Origin of the sequence: Embleya sp. NPDC020886 (assembly GCF_044333915.1) — a bacterium.
GTDB lineage: Bacteria > Actinomycetota > Actinomycetes > Streptomycetales > Streptomycetaceae > Embleya.
Window position 1 is genome coordinate 1,471,969 of sequence record NZ_JBIRRX010000001.1, and the last position, 15,138, is coordinate 1,487,106.

The following is a 15,138-nucleotide window of genomic DNA, read 5'->3' on the forward strand; positions in this document are numbered from 1 at the left end:
GCCACCCAGCCCCACCGGCGCTTGACGCAAATCAGCCCCACCGGCGTTTGAGGCAAATCAGCCCCGCCGGCGCATGAGGCGAACCCAGCCCGATCAGCGCGTGAAGCCACTCAGCCCGGCCGGCGCTTGAGGCAAATCAGCCCCGCCGGCGCATGAGGCGAACCCAGCCCGGCCGGCGTTTGAGGCCAAGAAGCCCCGCCGGCGTTTGAGGCGAACCCAGCCCGGCCAGCGCATGAGGCCACTCAGCCCCGCTGGCGCATGAGGCGAACCCAGCCCGGCCGGCGTTTGAGGCCAAGAAGCCCCGCCGGCGTTTGAGGCGAACCCAGCCCGGCCGGCGCATGAGGCCAACGAGGCCGGCGACGCTAGGCCCTCGCCCCCGGCCCACCGGGCGTAACAACCTTGTACCCCACGGGAACCTGCGCATCGGGCCGCCGCAAATACAACGGCTCGGGAGCCAACAACGCACCGCCCCCCACCAACCGCCCCACCGCGAACGCCGCCAGCGCCGCCGCGTCCGGATGCTCCGGCAACCGCGCGTCGGCAAAGGCCGAGGCATACAGCGCAGCCCCCGCCCCCACCGCCGGCAACCCCCTGACCTCCTCGGCCAACTCGCCCGGACGATCCACCGCCGGCCCCTCCACCCGCGCGCCCGCCTCGTCGTACCGCGCCCAGTAGACCTCCTTGCGCCGCGCGTCGGTCGCCGCCACGAACGGCCCGTCGACGGTGCCGTCCCGGCCCGCCGCGTACGCGAGCGCGTCGAGGGTGCACACCCCGTGCACGGGGATGCCGAGCGCGTCGCCCAGCGCGAGCGCGGTCACGATGCCGACCCGCAGGCCGGTGTACGGCCCCGGCCCGACGCCGACCGCGATGTCGGTGAGCTCGGCGCGGGTGCGACCCGCCACCCGCAGCACGTCGACGATGCCGGGCGCGAGCAGTTCGCCCTGGCGACGTGCGTCGACCCGGGTGGAACCGGCAAGCACGCCGGAATCGTCGTGGAGGGCGACCGTAACGGCCGGGGTCGCGGTGTCGAAGGCGAGCAGCAGCACCGCACCAGGCTACCGACCGCACGCGGTGCCTCCGCCCGTCGGCACCCACGCGATACGAAAACTGCACCCGGCTCCAACGCGCGGACGGCACCTGCCGGCACCATGGAGGCCACCACACGGCGGAAGAGGGACCCAAGGCAATGGCGAAGCGGCTCAACCCGGGCGTGGCCGTCGCGGGCATCACCATCGCCGCACTGGTCGGCGTCGGATTCCTCGCGGCGCAGGCCGCGAACTCGGCGCCGGACAACCGGGGGATAGCGCGCACCGGCACCCCGACGCCGTCCGCCGTATCCGGCGCACCCGTGCCCCCGGTCTACGTTCCGCCGCCCGTGCCCACCGGCTCCGGCACCGGCAAGCGGGTCGTCTACTCGGTCAAGGCCGGCCACGTCTGGCTGGTCGACGAGGCCGAGCGCACGCTGCGCGAGTACCGGGTCGCGAACGCGCCGGTCAAGCCGCAACCGGGCACCTACCAGGTCACCCAGAAGAAGGAAGAGGCGCAGCCCGGCAGCGACGGCCTGCGGATCACCCACTCCGTGCGCTTCGGGGCGGTACAGGGCGTCCCCCTGGGTTTCGCCGCCACCGACACCCCACTGGACCAGATCGACGCCGGCAACAAGCCCGCCCCCTCCGCCAGTGGCACCCCCCGCCCGCGCACCTCCACCCCGGCCGGCAAGCAGAGCGCGGGCGTGCGGTCCGGCACGGAGGACGGCGCCGCCCTGTGGGCCTTCGCCCCGGTCGGCACGCCGGTCATCGTGGTGCCCTGACCCACCTGCGGTCCGAATCCGTCACGTCACGCCACGCCCACCGTCGCCCCATTCAGCGGCCATTTACGGACATTGCCCACATATCATCAGGATGATGATCCCTCCGGTCACGCCCGCCCCATCAGCCACACGCGGCGACCGACCGGACGGGCCCGTCAGGGCAATGGCACCGAGGAAATGGTGGCGGCGTGGCGCACGACTCCTCCGGCCCGAGCGGTCCCGGCGACGTCCAGGGCCCGACTCCCCGGCGCAGGCTGTTCGACTATCCGCGCGGCAATCGGCACGGACTCCGGCGCTGGCTGCCCTCGTTCAAGCACCTGCTGACCTTCGTCCTGCTGGTGCTCTCCGGTCTGTTCGCCGCCGTCGGCCTGGTCTACGCGGTCACCCCGGTCCCGCACACCGTCAATGCCCAGGCCCGCCAGCAGAGCAACGTCTGGTACTGGAGCGACGGCACCGAGATCACCCGCACCGGCACCACCAACCGGCAGACCGTGCCACTGTCGGAGATCCCGCTCGACGTGCAACGAGCGGTACTCGCCGCCGAGGACCGCTCCTTCTACAGCAACTCCGGCGTCTCGATCACCGGCACCGTGCGCGCCCTGCTGCGCAACGCGGCCGGCGGCGGAGGCGGGCTCCAGGGCGGTTCGACGATCACCCAGCAGTACGTCAAGAACGTCTACCTCACCCAGGAGCAGACGCTGGCCCGCAAGTTCAAGGAGGCGATCATCTCGGTCAAGCTCGATCGCACCGTCTCCAAGGACGACATTCTCAGCGGGTATCTCAACAGCGTGTACTTCGGCCGCGGCGCGTACGGGATCCAGGCGGCGGCGCAGGCGTACTACGGCGTCGACGTCGGGCAACTCACCGTCGAGCAGGGCGCCTACCTCGCGGTGTTGTTGAACGCGCCCAGCGCCAACGACGTGCGCAACACCACCGACGCGGGCCGCCGGCGGGTGCTCGCACGCTGGAACTACGTGCTGGACGGCATGGTCAAGGAGAAGTGGCTCACCCCCGAGCAACGCGCCGGCATGGTCTTCCCCGAACCGCTCGACCCACGTCCGGCGGCCAACCTGGCCGGTGTGAACGGCTACCTGGTGGAGATGGCCAAGCGATATCTGCTCGACCACAAGGTGGTCGACGAGGACCGACTCGACGCCGGCGGCTACGCGATCACCACCACGTTCGACAAGCGCAAAACCGAGGCGCTCCAGCAGACCGTGCAGGACCAACTCGCCCAGTCGCTGGACCCGGCGAAGCGCTCGGCCGACGTCGGCGTCCGGGTCGCCGCCGCGTCCGTGGAACCGGGTACCGGGCGGATCGTCGCGATCTACGGCGGACCGAACTACGTGAAGCAGTTCGTCAACGACGCCACCCGCCGCGACGTGCAGGTCGGCTCCACCTTCAAGCCGTTCGTGCTCGCGGCCGGACTGCGCGACGGGGTGCAGGACGGGGACGGCGGGCGCGACCGGATCAGCACGCGCACGCGGTACAACGGCAACGACAACGTGGTGATCCGCTACCCGAACGGCAAGCCGGTGCTCCAGGACGGCGTGCCGTGGCAACCCGGCAACGAGGACGGCGTCAGCTACGGGCAGATCGACCTGGCCCGGGCGATGGACAAGTCGGTGAACACCGTCTACACCCAACTCGGCATGGACGTGGGCCCCGACCGGGTGGTGCGGGCCGCGGTGGACGCCGGGCTGCCCGCGAGCACGCCGGGCCTGCAACCGGTGCCCTCCGTCTCGCTGGGCACCTCCACCCCCAGCGCGCTGGACATGGCCTCGGCGTACGCCACCTTCGCGGCCGAGGGCAAGGCGCGCGACAACTATCCGGTGGAGAAGCTGACCCGCTCGGGCAATTCCGTCGACCTGCCCGACCACAACACGAAGGGCGGCTTCGACGACCAGCAGGCGCACGCCGTCACCCAGGTCCTGCGCGGTGTCGTGGACGACGGCACCGGTTTTCGCGCACAGGCGCTGAACCGGCCGGCGGCGGGCAAGACCGGTACCACCGACGACAACCGCTCGGCCTGGTTCGTCGGGTACACGCCGGACCTGGCCACCTCGATGGGGATGTTCCGCGAGGACCCGAACACCCACGCGTTCCTGTCCATGTCCGGGGTCGCCGGGCTGCCCCGGGTGGACGGCGGCAACCTGCCGACCCGGATGTGGACCACGTACATGCGGGCCGCGCTCGCCGGGCAGCCGGTCGCCGAATTCCCGGAGGACACCTCGGGCGGCCTCGGCGGGCCGGACACCAGCCTGGTGCCGCCGGACACCTCCACCACGACCCCCAGCGCCCCGGCCACCGCGAGCGGCAGCCCGCCGGCCGGCGGCGACACCGGCACCACCGCGCCGCCCACCGCTCCCCCGGCGACCGGCACCCGCGCACCGGCCACGTCGGTCGGGCCGACCGGCTCCGGCGGCGGAGCGAGCACCCGCCCGCCCAGTCGGGCCCCGAACTCGCCCAACGTCCCGAACACACCCGGATCGCAGACGACCGCCGCGCCCTGACCCGCCGGCGGTCGGCCGTCAGCCGGCCAGCGCGTCCAGGGCGGCGCCCGCCCAGCGCGCGCCGATCCCGGTCACCGCGATCGTGCGCACCTCGTCGCCGGCGAAGTCGGTCGGGCTCTCCGCGAGCGCGTCCGCGCCGACCGGATCGCGCGCGATGGCGATCTCCAGCCGATCCTCGGTCAGTTCCTCGACCATGCCCTCGCCCCACTCGACCACGGTCACCGACTCCTCCAGCGAGGCGTCCAGATCCAGGCCGTCGATCTCGGCCGTGACGTCCGTCGAGCCGCCGAGCCGGTAGGCGTCGACGTGCACCAGCGCCGGCCCACCGACCTCGGACGGATGTACCCGGGCGATCACGAACGTCGGCGAGGTCACCGCGCCGCGCACGCCGAGGCCCACCCCGATGCCCTGGGTCAACGTCGTCTTGCCCGCGCCGAGCCCACCGGACAGCACGATCAGGTCGCCGGCCCGCAGCAGCTTGGCCAGGCGGGCGCCGAGCGCACGCGTGTCCGCGCCGCCGGCGACCGTCACGGTCACACTTCGCACCACTTCAGCACTCCCAGCACACCGAACTCACGGGCCCGAACCGCCTCGGGTCCGCCCTCCCCGGGCCCGGCCCCGGTTGTGCCCGGGGTCGCGACTCGGGGTCACTGCTCGGGATCACTGTCCATCAGGATCCCGGTCTTCGTCGATTCCGACCTATGCGGACGATTCGCCGCTCGGATGCCGCTCGGATCGCCCCGCACGCCGTTTCGGCGCGGTCGCGGTGCGCGCGAGAAGCTCGCGCAGCGCCGCGTTGACCACCTCCGGGTGTTCCAGCAGGGTCAGGTGTCCCGACTGCGGCACGACCAGCAATTCGGCGCCGGGCAGCGCCTCCTTGATCGCCTCGCTGTGCGAGGCCGGCGCTATCAGGTCCCCCTCGCCGGCCACCACGAGCGTGGGCACGTGCGCCAGCGCGGGCAGCGCGGCCAACTTGTCGTGCGCCTCGAAGGCCGGGAAGAACTCGGCGATCACGTCGATCGGGGTGCCGGAGATCATCCGGTCGGTGAAGCGCACCAGGGTCGGGTCCACCTCGGAGTTGAACGCGTACCGCTCGGTGAACAGGTAGACCAGGTCCCGGGCGGCCCGCCGGCCCGCCTCCACCAGCGCGGCCCGACGGCCGAGCGTACGCAACACCCCCGGCGCGATCCGGTGCACCAGCCGGGCTCCGGCCGCGGGGATGCCCAGCGTGACGGTCGCCCAGCGGCCCGCCGAGGTGTTCATCAGCGCGACGCCGATCACCCGGTCCCCGAACAACTCGGGGTGTTGATCGGCCAGCGCCATGATGGTCATCCCACCCATCGAGTGGCCGAGCAGCACCAGCGGCCCCTCGGGGGCCAGTTCGGTCAGCACCGTGTACAGGTCCGCGCCGAGGTGGTCGATCGTCGAACTCTCCGGCGCGGCCCGACCGGAGCGGCCGTGGCTGCGCTGGTCGTACAGGACCAGGCGGTAGTCCTCGCGCAGTTCGGCCCGCTGGTAGTGCCAGCAGTCCATGTCCAGGCAGTAGCCGTGGCAGAGCACCACGGTCACCGCCGCGTCGCGTTTGCCGTCCACTTCCGCGTACAGCTCGACGCCGTCGCCGGCGATGACGGTGTGGGGTTCGCCGCGCAGCGTGCCGAACTCGGCGAGCGCGTCCAGTTGGGCCTCGGTGCGCCGGCGGAACGCCCGCCCGACGGTCATGCGTTCGATCGCCACACCCGCGGCGGCACCGGCCGCGAGCACGCCGACCGCGGCGCCCAGGATGCCGGCCCGACGACCGAGTGCCCGGCCGCCGCCGGAGCCGACCGGCACCGGGGTGGTCACGGCGCGGCCGTCCCGTCGGCGGCGACCCCACCGACCGTCGGCCCCTCGACCGCCGTTTCGCCGACCGTCGTTCCGCTGTAGACGCGAGGCACCCGCACACCGATCCGGGTGACGATCTCGTAGCTGATCGTGTCGATCGCCCGGGCCCAGTCCTCGGCGGTGGGCTCGCCGCGATCGCCCGGGCCGAACAGGATCGCCTCGTCGCCCGCGGCGGCGTGGTCGTCACCGAGGTCGACCACGAACTGGTCCATCGCGACCCGGCCCACGATGGTGCGTCGACGGCCGGCCACCAGGACCGGGCCGACGTTGCTCGCGTGCCTGGGGATGCCGTCCGCGTAGCCGGTGGGCACCAGCGCGAGCGTGGTGTCCCGGGGCGCGGTCCACGAGTGCCCGTAGGACACGCCGTGCCCGGCCGGCACCCGCTTGACCCCGGCCAGGCTCGCCGTCAGCGTCATCGCGGGGCGCAGCCCGAAGTCGGCGGGGCCGCCGACCTGCGGCACGGGCGAGAGGCCGTAGCTGACCAGGCCCACCCGGACCAGGTCGAAGTGCGCCTGCGGCAGGAGCAGGGTCGCGGGCGAGTTGGCCATGTGCCGCACCTCGGGGGTGACCCCGCAGCCCTCGGCGTGCGCCGCCATCGCGGTGAACTCGGCGAGTTGGGCGGGCACCGAGGGGTGCCCGGGCTCGTCCGCGCAGGCGAAGTGCGACCACAGGCCGACCACCTCGACGGCCCCGTCGGCCTGTGCCTTGAGCCCGGCGTCCACCAGGGCCGGCCAGTCGGCGGGCGTGCAGCCGTTGCGTCCCAGGCCGGTGTCGGCCTTGAGGTGCACGCGCGCGGTCCGGCCGGCCGCGCGGGCGGCGGCCACCACCTCGCGCAGCGCCCAGAGCCCGCTCACCGAGATGTCCACATCCGCGCGCACCGCGTCCTCGAACGCGTCCCCGGGGGCCCACAACCAGGTGAGCACCCGGCCGGTGTCGCCCGCCGCGCGCAGGGCGAGCGCCTCCTCGACCACCGCGGTGCCCAGCCACGTGGCGCCGGCCTCGCGGGCCGCTCGCGCGCACGGGATCATGCCGTGTCCGTAGGCGTCCGACTTGACCACGGTCATCACCGCCGCCGAGCCCACTCGCGCGCGCACGGCCGTGATGTTGTCCCGAATCGCATCGAGATCGATCCGCGCCTGGGCACGCATGTTGCTGGTGGTCCTTCCGACGACGGTCAGCGACGAGAGTGGGGACCCCGGTCCCGGACGGATCCGGGTCCGGGCATCCCGGAACTCAAGACTCCCAGTGTGGCAGGCTCGTGCCGGGACGGCGTCCCCGTCACGTGCCTGTGACGTCCGCCCACACCGCGGGCAGCACCCGAATCAGGTCCGGCGCGGTCACCGGACCCGGCAGCGCACGGGCGGCCAGACCGTGCAGGTAGGCGGCCACCGAACCGGCGTCCAGCGCGTCCAGGCCCGCCGCGAGCAGCGCGCCGGCGAGCCCGGAGAGCACATCGCCGCTGCCCGCGGTGGCCAGCCACGGCGTGCCGGTGGGATTGATCCTGGCCCGGCCGTCGGGCGCGGCGATCACCGTCGTGGTGCCCTTGAGCAGCACGACGCAGTCGTAGAGCCCGGCCAGCCGGCGCGCGTGTTCCAGCCGCTCGGCCTCGATCCGCTCGCGGGTCGCCTCGATGCCGGCGGCGGCGAACAGCCGTACCGCCTCGCCCGCGTGCGGGGTCAGCAGCACGGGGGCGGACCAGGTGCCGGGCGGGGTCCGGGCGAGCAGGGTCAGTCCGTCCGCGTCCACCAGTACGGGCACCCGCGAGCGCAGCGCACTGGTCCAGCGCGCCCGGGCGTCCGGGTCGGTGTCCAGCCCCGGGCCCACCACCCAGGCCTGCACCCGACCGGCATCGGCGGGCGCCGACACGCCGGCCAGCGTCTCCGGCCAGGCCGCGAGCACCGGGTCCACCACGTCGGCGGGGCCGGCGAACCGGACCGCGCCCACACCGCCGCGCACGGCCGCGCCGACCACGAGCACCGCCGCGCCGGGATATCTGGGCGAGCCGGCGACCACGCCGAGCACCCCGCGCGAGTACTTGTCGCTCTCGGCCGAGGGCGCGGGCAACAGCCGGGCCACGTCCGCGTGTTGCAGGACGGTCAGGTTCGGATCGGGCAGCTTCGGATCGAGTCCGATGTCGACCAGCCGGCACACCCCGGCGTGGGTCGCACCGGGGTCGACCAGCAGGCCGGGCTTGTAGGTGCCGAAGGTGACCGTCACATCGGCGCGCACCGCGGCACCCTCGACCCGCCCGGTGTCCGCGTCCACCCCGCTGGGCACGTCGACCGCGACCACGATCGCGTCCCGTACCCGTGCGAGCAGTTCGGGAGCGGGTGCGCGCAGCGCGCCGCGCCCGCCGATCCCGACGATCCCGTCGAGCACCAGGTCGGCCCGCCCGAGCAGGTCCGGGTCGATCCGGGCCGGCTCGCGGGCGTCCCACACCCGGGCGCCGGCCCGCCGTGCCGCGGCCAGGCCGCCGGGGTGGGCCCGCTCCGGCGCGAGCAGCAGCGCGTCCACTCTGGCCCCGCGTCGGGCCAGCAGGGCGCCCGCGTACAGGGTGTCCCCGCCGTTGTCGCCGCTGCCCACGAGCAACACGACGCGCGCGCCGTAGACCCGGCCGAGCAGTCGTACGCACGTGTTCGCCAGGCCCGCCGCGGCCCGGCGCATCAGCGTGCCCTCGGGCAGCGCGGCCAACAGCGCGGCCTCCGCGGTTCGTACCTGTGCGACTTCGTGCGCGGCCCGCATCCGACGCCCCCTCAGCCCTCGGCGATCACGACAGCGGAAGCAATGCCCGCGTCGTGGCTGAGCGACACATGCCAGTGCTGCACGCCCAGTTCGGCGGCCCGCGCGGCCACGGTGCCGCGGACCGCGAGCAACGGCCGGCCGGACTCCGCGGTGGTCACCTCGGCATCGTGCCAGTGCAACCCGGTGGGCGCGCCGAGCGCCTTGGCCAGCGCCTCCTTGGCGGCGAACCGGGCGGCCAGCGACGCGACGCCGCGTTCCTGTCCGGGGCGCACCCAGCGCTCGCCGTCGGTGAAGAGCCGATCGGTCAACCCCGGGGTCCGCTCCAGGGACTGCCCGAACCGCGCGATGTCCGCCACGTCGATACCCACACCGATGATCACGTCCCGAGCCTACAAACACCGCGGGCGGCCCGACCCCGGGCACGGACGAGCCCGGGCCGCATCCCCGTGGGATGCGGCCCGGTGGGCTCGCGGCGTGTGCGGCGGATTCAGCGGCGGGTGCGGCGGATTCAGGAGACCTCGACGACCTCGGCCCGGTTCCGCTTCTTCGTCTCCGCGACCTTCCCGACCGGCGTGACCGGCAGGTCGACCCGCACGGCGCGGCGCTTGGGCTGCCGCTGGCCGAGCACCATCGCGCCCAGGGCGATCAGCAGCCCGAGCACTTGCGGCGGGGTCAGCGTCTGGCCCAGCACGACCAGGCCGGCGAGCGTGGCGACCACCGGGTTGACCAGGCCGAGGAAGGACGTCACACCGGCGCCGAGGCGCTCGATGCCGCGGAACCACAACACGTAGGCGAGGGCGGTGCCGATCAGGACCAGGTAGCCGAAGCCGAGCAGGTTGCGGCCGGTGGGCACCGGCGGCATGCCCTCGATCGCGAACATCAGCGGGACGATCACCAGGCCGCCGGCGGTGAGCTGCCAACCGGTGGTGGCCAACAGCGAGACACCCTCGGGCCGGCCCCAGCGCGCCGACATCACCACGCCCATCGCCATCAAGGTGGTGGCCAGCAACATCAGGCCGACGCCGATCGGGTCGATCTCGGCCTTCGAACTGAGCACGAGCAGCGCGACCCCGACCACGCCGCCGACGCCCGCGAGCAACACCCGCGGTTGCGTCCGCACCTTGAGGATCAGGAACGACAGGCCCGCGACGATCAGCGGCGACACCGAACCGATGGTGGCCGCGACCCCGCCGGGCAGGCGGTAGGCGCCGGCGAAGATCAGCGGGAAGAACAGCCCCACGTTGAGCATCCCCAGGACGAACGACCGCCACCACCACACCCCGGTCGGCAGCCGTCTGGAGAGGGCGACCAGGAGCAGACCCGCGGGCAACGCCCGCACGCCGGCGGCGAGCAGCGGCCGGTCCGCCGGGAGCATCTCCGTGGTGACCAGGTAGGTGGTCCCCCACGTGGCCGGGGCCACGGCCGTCGCCAGGAGCATCCCCACGCGACCGAGCCCCTTGCTACCACCCTGAACCGCCATGCCATTCACCTCAACGCTAGTTTTGCGAGCACTGACTATCTGAACGTTGAGATAAGTAAATACCCTCGATCTGCGAGCGTCAAGTAGATGAGCGTTGAGATAAATTGGCGGCATGACCGAACGCGACACCCGCGACGTGGACACCCGCGACGCCATCGACGACGTATGGGACCAATGGCGCCACGAGCGCCCCGACATCGATCCGGCCGACCTGGACGTGATGGCGGCCGTGGGTCGGATGAACCGCCTGCGCCGCTACATCGACCAGACGCTGCGCACCTACTTCGCCCGGTACGGGCTCGACTTCTCCGAGTTCGACGTACTGGCCACCCTGCGCCGCTCCGGCGGCGTCGAGGGGGTCAGCGCCGGCACCCTGCTGCGCTCGGCGATGGTCACCTCCGGCGCGATCACCAACCGGGTGGACAAGCTCACCGCGAAGGGCCTGGTCGAGCGCTCGGTCAGCGCCGAGGACCGGCGCTCGGTCCTGGTCAAGCTGACCCCCGAGGGCATCCGGCTCGTGGACGACATCCTGCTCGGCCACCTGGAGAACGAGAGCCGTTTCCTCGCCGTGCTCGACGCCGCCGAGCGCGACCAGCTCAACGGCCTGCTGCGCAAACTGCTGATCGCCCAGGGCGACACCCACCTGGGCTGATCCAAACGAACGACCCCGAGCAGTCCCGCCCCACAACGCGAAACCGCCCCGCGCCCCCTCGTTCGAGGAGGCACGGGGCGGCCGACGAGCCGGGTCGAACTACTCGACCGTGACCGACTTGGCCAGGTTGCGCGGCTGGTCCACCTCGTGGCCCTTGGCCGTGGCCAGCTCGCAGGCGAACACCTGGAGCGGCACGGTGGACACCAACGGCTGGAGCAACACCGGCGTGACCGGGATGCGCACCAGGTGGTCGGCGTACGGCACGACCGCCTCGTCGCCCTCCTCGGCGATCACGATGGTGCGCGCGCCGCGCGCCCGGATCTCCTGGATGTTGGACACGATCTTGTCGTGCAGCACCGAGCGCCCGCGCGGCGACGGAACCACCACCACGACCGGCAGACCCTCCTCGATCAGCGCGATCGGGCCGTGCTTGAGCTCGCCCGCCGCGAAGCCCTCGGCGTGCATGTACGCCAGCTCCTTGAGCTTGAGCGCACCCTCCAGGGCCACCGGGTAGCCCACGTGCCGACCCAGGAACAACACCGAACCGGCGTCGCTGAGCGAACGCGCCAGCTCGCGCACCGGCTCCATGGTGTCCAGGACCTTCTCCACCATCTCCGGCATCGCCGCGAGCTGCTCGATCACCTCGGTGATCTCGTCGCCCCACTTGGTGCCGCGCACCTGGCCCAGGTAGAGCGCGACCAGGTAACACGCGACGAGCTGGGTCAGGAACGCCTTGGTCGAGGCGACCGCGACCTCGGGGCCGGCGTGCGTGTACAACACGGCGTCCGCCTCGCGCGGCATGGTCGAGCCGTTGGTGTTGCAGATGACCAGCACCTTGGCGCCCTGCTCGCGGGCGTGCCGCTGGGCCATCAGGGTGTCCATCGTCTCGCCGGACTGCGAGATGGTCACCACCAGCGTCTGCCGGTCCAGGATCGGGTCGCGGTAGCGGAACTCGCTGGCCAGTTCGACCTCGCAGGGCACCCGCGTCCAGTGCTCGATCGCGTACTTGGCGATCAGCCCGGCGTGGAAGGAGGTACCGCAGGCGATGATCACCACCTTGTCGATCTCGCGCAGCACCTCGTCGGCGATCCGCACCTCGTCGAGCACCAGGCGCCCGTCGGTACCGATCCGGCCCAGCAGCGTGTCGGCGACCGCCTTGGGCTGCTCGGCGATCTCCTTGAGCATGAAGTAGTCGTAGCCGTCCTTCTCGGCGGCGGAGACGTCCCAGTCCACGTGGTACTCGCGGAACTCCGCCGGCGCACCGTCGAAGTCGGTCACCGTGATCGTGTCCCGGCGCAGCTCGACCACCTGGTCCTGGCCCAGCTCGATCGCCTCGCGGGTGTGCTCGATGAACGCGGCGACGTCCGAGGCGAGGAAGTTCTCACCCACCCCACGACCGACCACCAGCGGCGAGTTGCGGCGCGCGCCGACCACCACGTCGGGAGCGTCCGCGTGCGCCGCGACCAGGGTGAACGCACCCTCCAGTCGGCGACACACCCGGCGCATCGCCTCGGCCAGGTCCTCGCCGGCGCCCGGGAACTCCTCGGCCAGCAGGTGTGCGACCACCTCGGTGTCCGTCTCGGAGCTCAACTTGTGCCCACGCTCGGCCAACTCGGCTCGCAGCGCGGCGAAGTTCTCGATGATCCCGTTGTGTACGACGGCGACCCGGCCCGCGTTGTCCAGGTGCGGATGCGCGTTCGCATCGTTGGGCGCACCGTGCGTGGCCCACCGTGTGTGGCCGATGCCGCACGTCCCCACCGGCAGCGGCGACTCGGCCAGCGCGCCCACCAGGTTCGCCAGCTTCCCGGCACGCTTCTCGCTCACCAGCGCACCGGCGGAGAGCACGGCCACCCCGGCCGAGTCGTAACCGCGGTACTCCAGCCGCTTGAGCCCACCAATGACCACGTCCAGCGCCGATTGAGCGCCCACATATCCCACAATCCCGCACATGGGGGCCAGCCTAAGGGGTCGCCGTCGAGCCGGCGGAAACGCGTTCGACGGCCCGCCGACGGGACGCGGGCACACACTCGGGACAATGGGCGTGTGCAATCCTTCGCGGCTCAGGGGCCGGCTCGCGACCTGTCCCCCTTCGTCGAACTCGACCGCGCCGCCTGGACCCGGCTACGGGCCGGGACGCCGCTTCCGCTGACCGCCGACGAACTCGAACGCCTGCGCGGCCTGGGCGACGTGGTCGACCTCGACGAGGTCTCCGACGTCTACCTGCCGCTGTCCCGGCTGCTGAACCTCTACGTCGGCGCCACCCGCGGCCTCGGCCGCGCGCTGACCACGTTCCTGGGCAACGGCGAGAACCCCGGGATACCGTTCGTGATCGGCGTCGCGGGCAGCGTCGCCGTGGGCAAGAGCACCACCGCGCGCATCCTGCGCGAACTGCTCGCCCGCTGGCCCGACCACCCGCACGTCGAACTGCTGACCACCGACGGCTTCCTCTACCCCAACGAGGAGCTGGAACGCCGCGGGATCATGCATCGCAAGGGCTTCCCCGAGTCCTACGACCGACGTGCCCTGGTCCGCTTCGTGGCGGACGTCAAGGCGGGCAAGCCCGAGGTCTCCGCGCCGGTCTACTCGCACCTGACCTACAACATCCTGCCGAACGAGCGGCTGACCATCCACCGGCCCGACATCCTCATCGTCGAGGGCCTCAACGTCCTGCAACCCGCCTCGCCCACCCCCGACGGCCGACCCCGACTCGCGCTGTCCGACTTCTTCGACTTCAGCGTCTACGTGGACGCCCGCACCCAGGACATCCGCCGGTGGTACCTGGAACGCTTCGTCAAGCTGCGCCAGACCGCGTTCCGCGACCCGGCCTCCTACTTTCGCAAGTACGCGGTGATGACCCCCGAGGACGCGCTGCGCTACGCGGAGAACACCTGGGCCACCATCAACGAGACCAACCTGGTGCAGAACATCCGGCCCACCCGGGCCCGGGCCACCCTGGTGTTGCAGAAGGACGCCGACCACGCGGTGAGCAGGCTGCGGCTGCGCAAGTTGTGACCCCGGGCGTCGTGACCTTGGGTACGGTCGCACAATGTTCCATCTGCGCCTGATCGTTCCCACCGACCGCAGCGCCGCCGTGCGCGATCTGCTGCTCGTCGAACCCGGCGCCACCCACCTGGTGGTCTGGCCGGGGGCCGCGGTGCAGCCCGCGGGCGACGTGATCGCCTGCGATCTCGCGCGCGAGGCCACCAGTACGGTGCTCGCCGACCTGCGCGCGCTGGGCCTGGAACAGGACGGCTCGATCGCGCTCGAGGACCTGGACGTGCTGTTGTCCCGCTCCGCCGACCAGGCCGAGCGGGACGCGCCGGGCGAGAGCGCCGACGCCGTGGTGTGGGAGGAGATCGAGGAGGCCACCTCCGAGGAGTCCACGCTCTCCGTGACGTTCCTGGCCTTCCTGGCCGTCGCCACCATGATCGCGGCGTGCGGCGTGCTGCTCGACAACCCGATCCTGGTCGTCGGCGCGATGGTGGTGGGCCCGGAATTCGGCCCGCTCGCCGGCCTGTGCGTGGCCGCGGTGCAGCGCCGGCCCCGACTCGCCGCCCGGTCCGCACTGGCCCTGCTGGTCGGCTTCCCGGTGGCGGTGGTGGCCACCATGGGGTTCACCGGACTCCTGGACCTGCTCGGTCTGTTCGACCGCGACATGCTCGAACGCCCGCGCCCGCTCACCGAGTTCATCTACCAGCCGGACTGGCTCTCGTTCTGGGTCGCGCTGCTCGCCGGCGTCGCGGGCATGCTCTCGCTGACCAGCGCCAAGTCCGGTGCGCTGATCGGGGTACTGATCTCGGTCACCACCGTGCCCGCCGCCGCGAACGCCGCGGTGGCGATCCGCTACAGCGACTACCGACAGGCGGCCGGCTCGCTGGGCCAACTCGGCCTGAACCTGGCCGGCATCGTGTTCGCGGGCACCGCGACCCTGCTCGTACAACGCGCCCTGTGGCACCGCCAGGCCGGCCGAAACAAGCGGCGGCCCCCGTCCCGATCGACAGGGGCCGCCAAGTCTTCGTGAACCCGCGGGTCTTCGTGAACCCGCGAGAACCCGGCCGGG

At 72.4% G+C, this 15,138-nt stretch carries 13 protein-coding genes; 5 read left to right on the forward strand and 8 right to left on the reverse strand.

Features of this window, described 5'->3' with window-relative positions; genetic code table 11:
• Positions 1–362: 362 nt before the first annotated feature.
• Positions 363–1,046 carry a tRNA (adenosine(37)-N6)-threonylcarbamoyltransferase complex dimerization subunit type 1 TsaB gene (tsaB, locus tag ACH4U8_RS06215; protein WP_360308851.1) on the reverse strand — a complete coding sequence of 228 codons (684 nt, stop codon included), beginning with the start codon at positions 1,044–1,046 and terminating at the stop codon, positions 363–365.
• A 140-nt stretch (positions 1,047–1,186) separates the two neighbouring features.
• Here tsaB and ACH4U8_RS06220 point away from each other — a divergent pair, with 140 nt between their 5' ends.
• Positions 1,187–1,810, forward strand: a complete 624-nt coding sequence (locus ACH4U8_RS06220; RefSeq protein ID WP_395775941.1) for a hypothetical protein — start codon at positions 1,187–1,189, stop codon at positions 1,808–1,810.
• Positions 1,811–1,998: 188 nt separating this feature from the next.
• Entirely contained in the window at positions 1,999–4,323 is a 2,325-nt protein-coding gene (locus ACH4U8_RS06225) for a transglycosylase domain-containing protein (RefSeq protein ID WP_395775942.1), read from the forward strand.
• An 18-nt stretch (positions 4,324–4,341) separates the two neighbouring features.
• On the opposite strand, the gene tsaE is transcribed toward ACH4U8_RS06225, so the two are convergent.
• The 6 genes from tsaE to ACH4U8_RS06255 form a co-directional block, all read right to left on the reverse strand.
• Positions 4,342–4,860, reverse strand: a complete 519-nt coding sequence (gene tsaE, locus ACH4U8_RS06230; protein WP_395775943.1) for a tRNA (adenosine(37)-N6)-threonylcarbamoyltransferase complex ATPase subunit type 1 TsaE — start codon at positions 4,858–4,860, stop codon at positions 4,342–4,344.
• A gap of 162 nt (positions 4,861–5,022) precedes the next feature.
• Positions 5,023–6,165 carry an alpha/beta fold hydrolase gene (locus ACH4U8_RS06235; protein WP_395775944.1) on the reverse strand — a complete coding sequence of 381 codons (1,143 nt, stop codon included), beginning with the start codon at positions 6,163–6,165 and terminating at the stop codon, positions 5,023–5,025.
• On the reverse strand, positions 6,162–7,352 hold the full coding sequence (alr, locus tag ACH4U8_RS06240; protein ID WP_395775945.1) for an alanine racemase: 1,191 nt from the start codon (positions 7,350–7,352) through the stop codon (positions 6,162–6,164). Before alr ends, ACH4U8_RS06235 begins: the two co-directional genes overlap by 4 nt.
• A gap of 130 nt (positions 7,353–7,482) precedes the next feature.
• The gene (locus tag ACH4U8_RS06245; RefSeq protein WP_360308834.1) at positions 7,483–8,946 is read right to left on the reverse strand and encodes an NAD(P)H-hydrate dehydratase; all 1,464 of its coding nucleotides are present in this window, start codon (positions 8,944–8,946) and stop codon (positions 7,483–7,485) included.
• An 11-nt stretch (positions 8,947–8,957) separates the two neighbouring features.
• Positions 8,958–9,326, reverse strand: a complete 369-nt coding sequence (locus ACH4U8_RS06250; protein ID WP_360308831.1) for a holo-ACP synthase — start codon at positions 9,324–9,326, stop codon at positions 8,958–8,960.
• Between the two features lie 128 nt (positions 9,327–9,454).
• Positions 9,455–10,426: an EamA family transporter gene (locus tag ACH4U8_RS06255; protein ID WP_395775946.1), complete on the reverse strand. Its 972-nt coding sequence runs from the start codon at positions 10,424–10,426 to the stop codon at positions 9,455–9,457.
• A 112-nt stretch (positions 10,427–10,538) separates the two neighbouring features.
• On the opposite strand from ACH4U8_RS06255, the gene ACH4U8_RS06260 reads away from it, so the two are divergent.
• Complete coding sequence (locus tag ACH4U8_RS06260) at positions 10,539–11,078, forward strand: MarR family transcriptional regulator (protein WP_360308825.1); 540 nt, start codon at positions 10,539–10,541, stop codon at positions 11,076–11,078.
• 99 nt (positions 11,079–11,177) lie between these two features.
• Here ACH4U8_RS06260 and glmS read toward each other — a convergent pair whose 3' ends face one another.
• Positions 11,178–13,028: a glutamine--fructose-6-phosphate transaminase (isomerizing) gene (gene glmS, locus ACH4U8_RS06265; protein WP_395775947.1), complete on the reverse strand. Its 1,851-nt coding sequence runs from the start codon at positions 13,026–13,028 to the stop codon at positions 11,178–11,180.
• A 93-nt stretch (positions 13,029–13,121) separates the two neighbouring features.
• Here glmS and coaA point away from each other — a divergent pair, with 93 nt between their 5' ends.
• Together coaA and ACH4U8_RS06275 are read left to right on the forward strand one after the other, a co-directional pair.
• Positions 13,122–14,090 carry a type I pantothenate kinase gene (gene coaA, locus ACH4U8_RS06270; RefSeq protein ID WP_360308819.1) on the forward strand — a complete coding sequence of 323 codons (969 nt, stop codon included), beginning with the start codon at positions 13,122–13,124 and terminating at the stop codon, positions 14,088–14,090.
• Between the two features lie 34 nt (positions 14,091–14,124).
• Entirely contained in the window at positions 14,125–15,099 is a 975-nt protein-coding gene (locus tag ACH4U8_RS06275) for a DUF389 domain-containing protein (protein ID WP_395775948.1), read from the forward strand.
• Positions 15,100–15,138: the final 39 nt, after the last annotated feature.

Bases quoted from the DNA above. Each gene is read 5' to 3' on its own strand.
- glmS (WP_395775947.1), bottom strand. From the start codon at position 13,028: ATGTGCGGGATTGTGGGATATGTGGGCGCTCAATCGGCGCTGGACGTG.
- ACH4U8_RS06220 (WP_395775941.1), top strand. From the start codon at position 1,187: ATGGCGAAGCGGCTCAACCCGGGCGTGGCCGTCGCGGGCATCACCATC.
- ACH4U8_RS06255 (WP_395775946.1), bottom strand. From the start codon at position 10,426: ATGGCGGTTCAGGGTGGTAGCAAGGGGCTCGGTCGCGTGGGGATGCTC.
- ACH4U8_RS06245 (WP_360308834.1), bottom strand. From the start codon at position 8,946: ATGCGGGCCGCGCACGAAGTCGCACAGGTACGAACCGCGGAGGCCGCG.
- ACH4U8_RS06275 (WP_395775948.1), top strand. From the start codon at position 14,125: ATGTTCCATCTGCGCCTGATCGTTCCCACCGACCGCAGCGCCGCCGTG.
- ACH4U8_RS06260 (WP_360308825.1), top strand. From the start codon at position 10,539: ATGACCGAACGCGACACCCGCGACGTGGACACCCGCGACGCCATCGAC.
- alr (WP_395775945.1), bottom strand. From the start codon at position 7,352: ATGCGTGCCCAGGCGCGGATCGATCTCGATGCGATTCGGGACAACATC.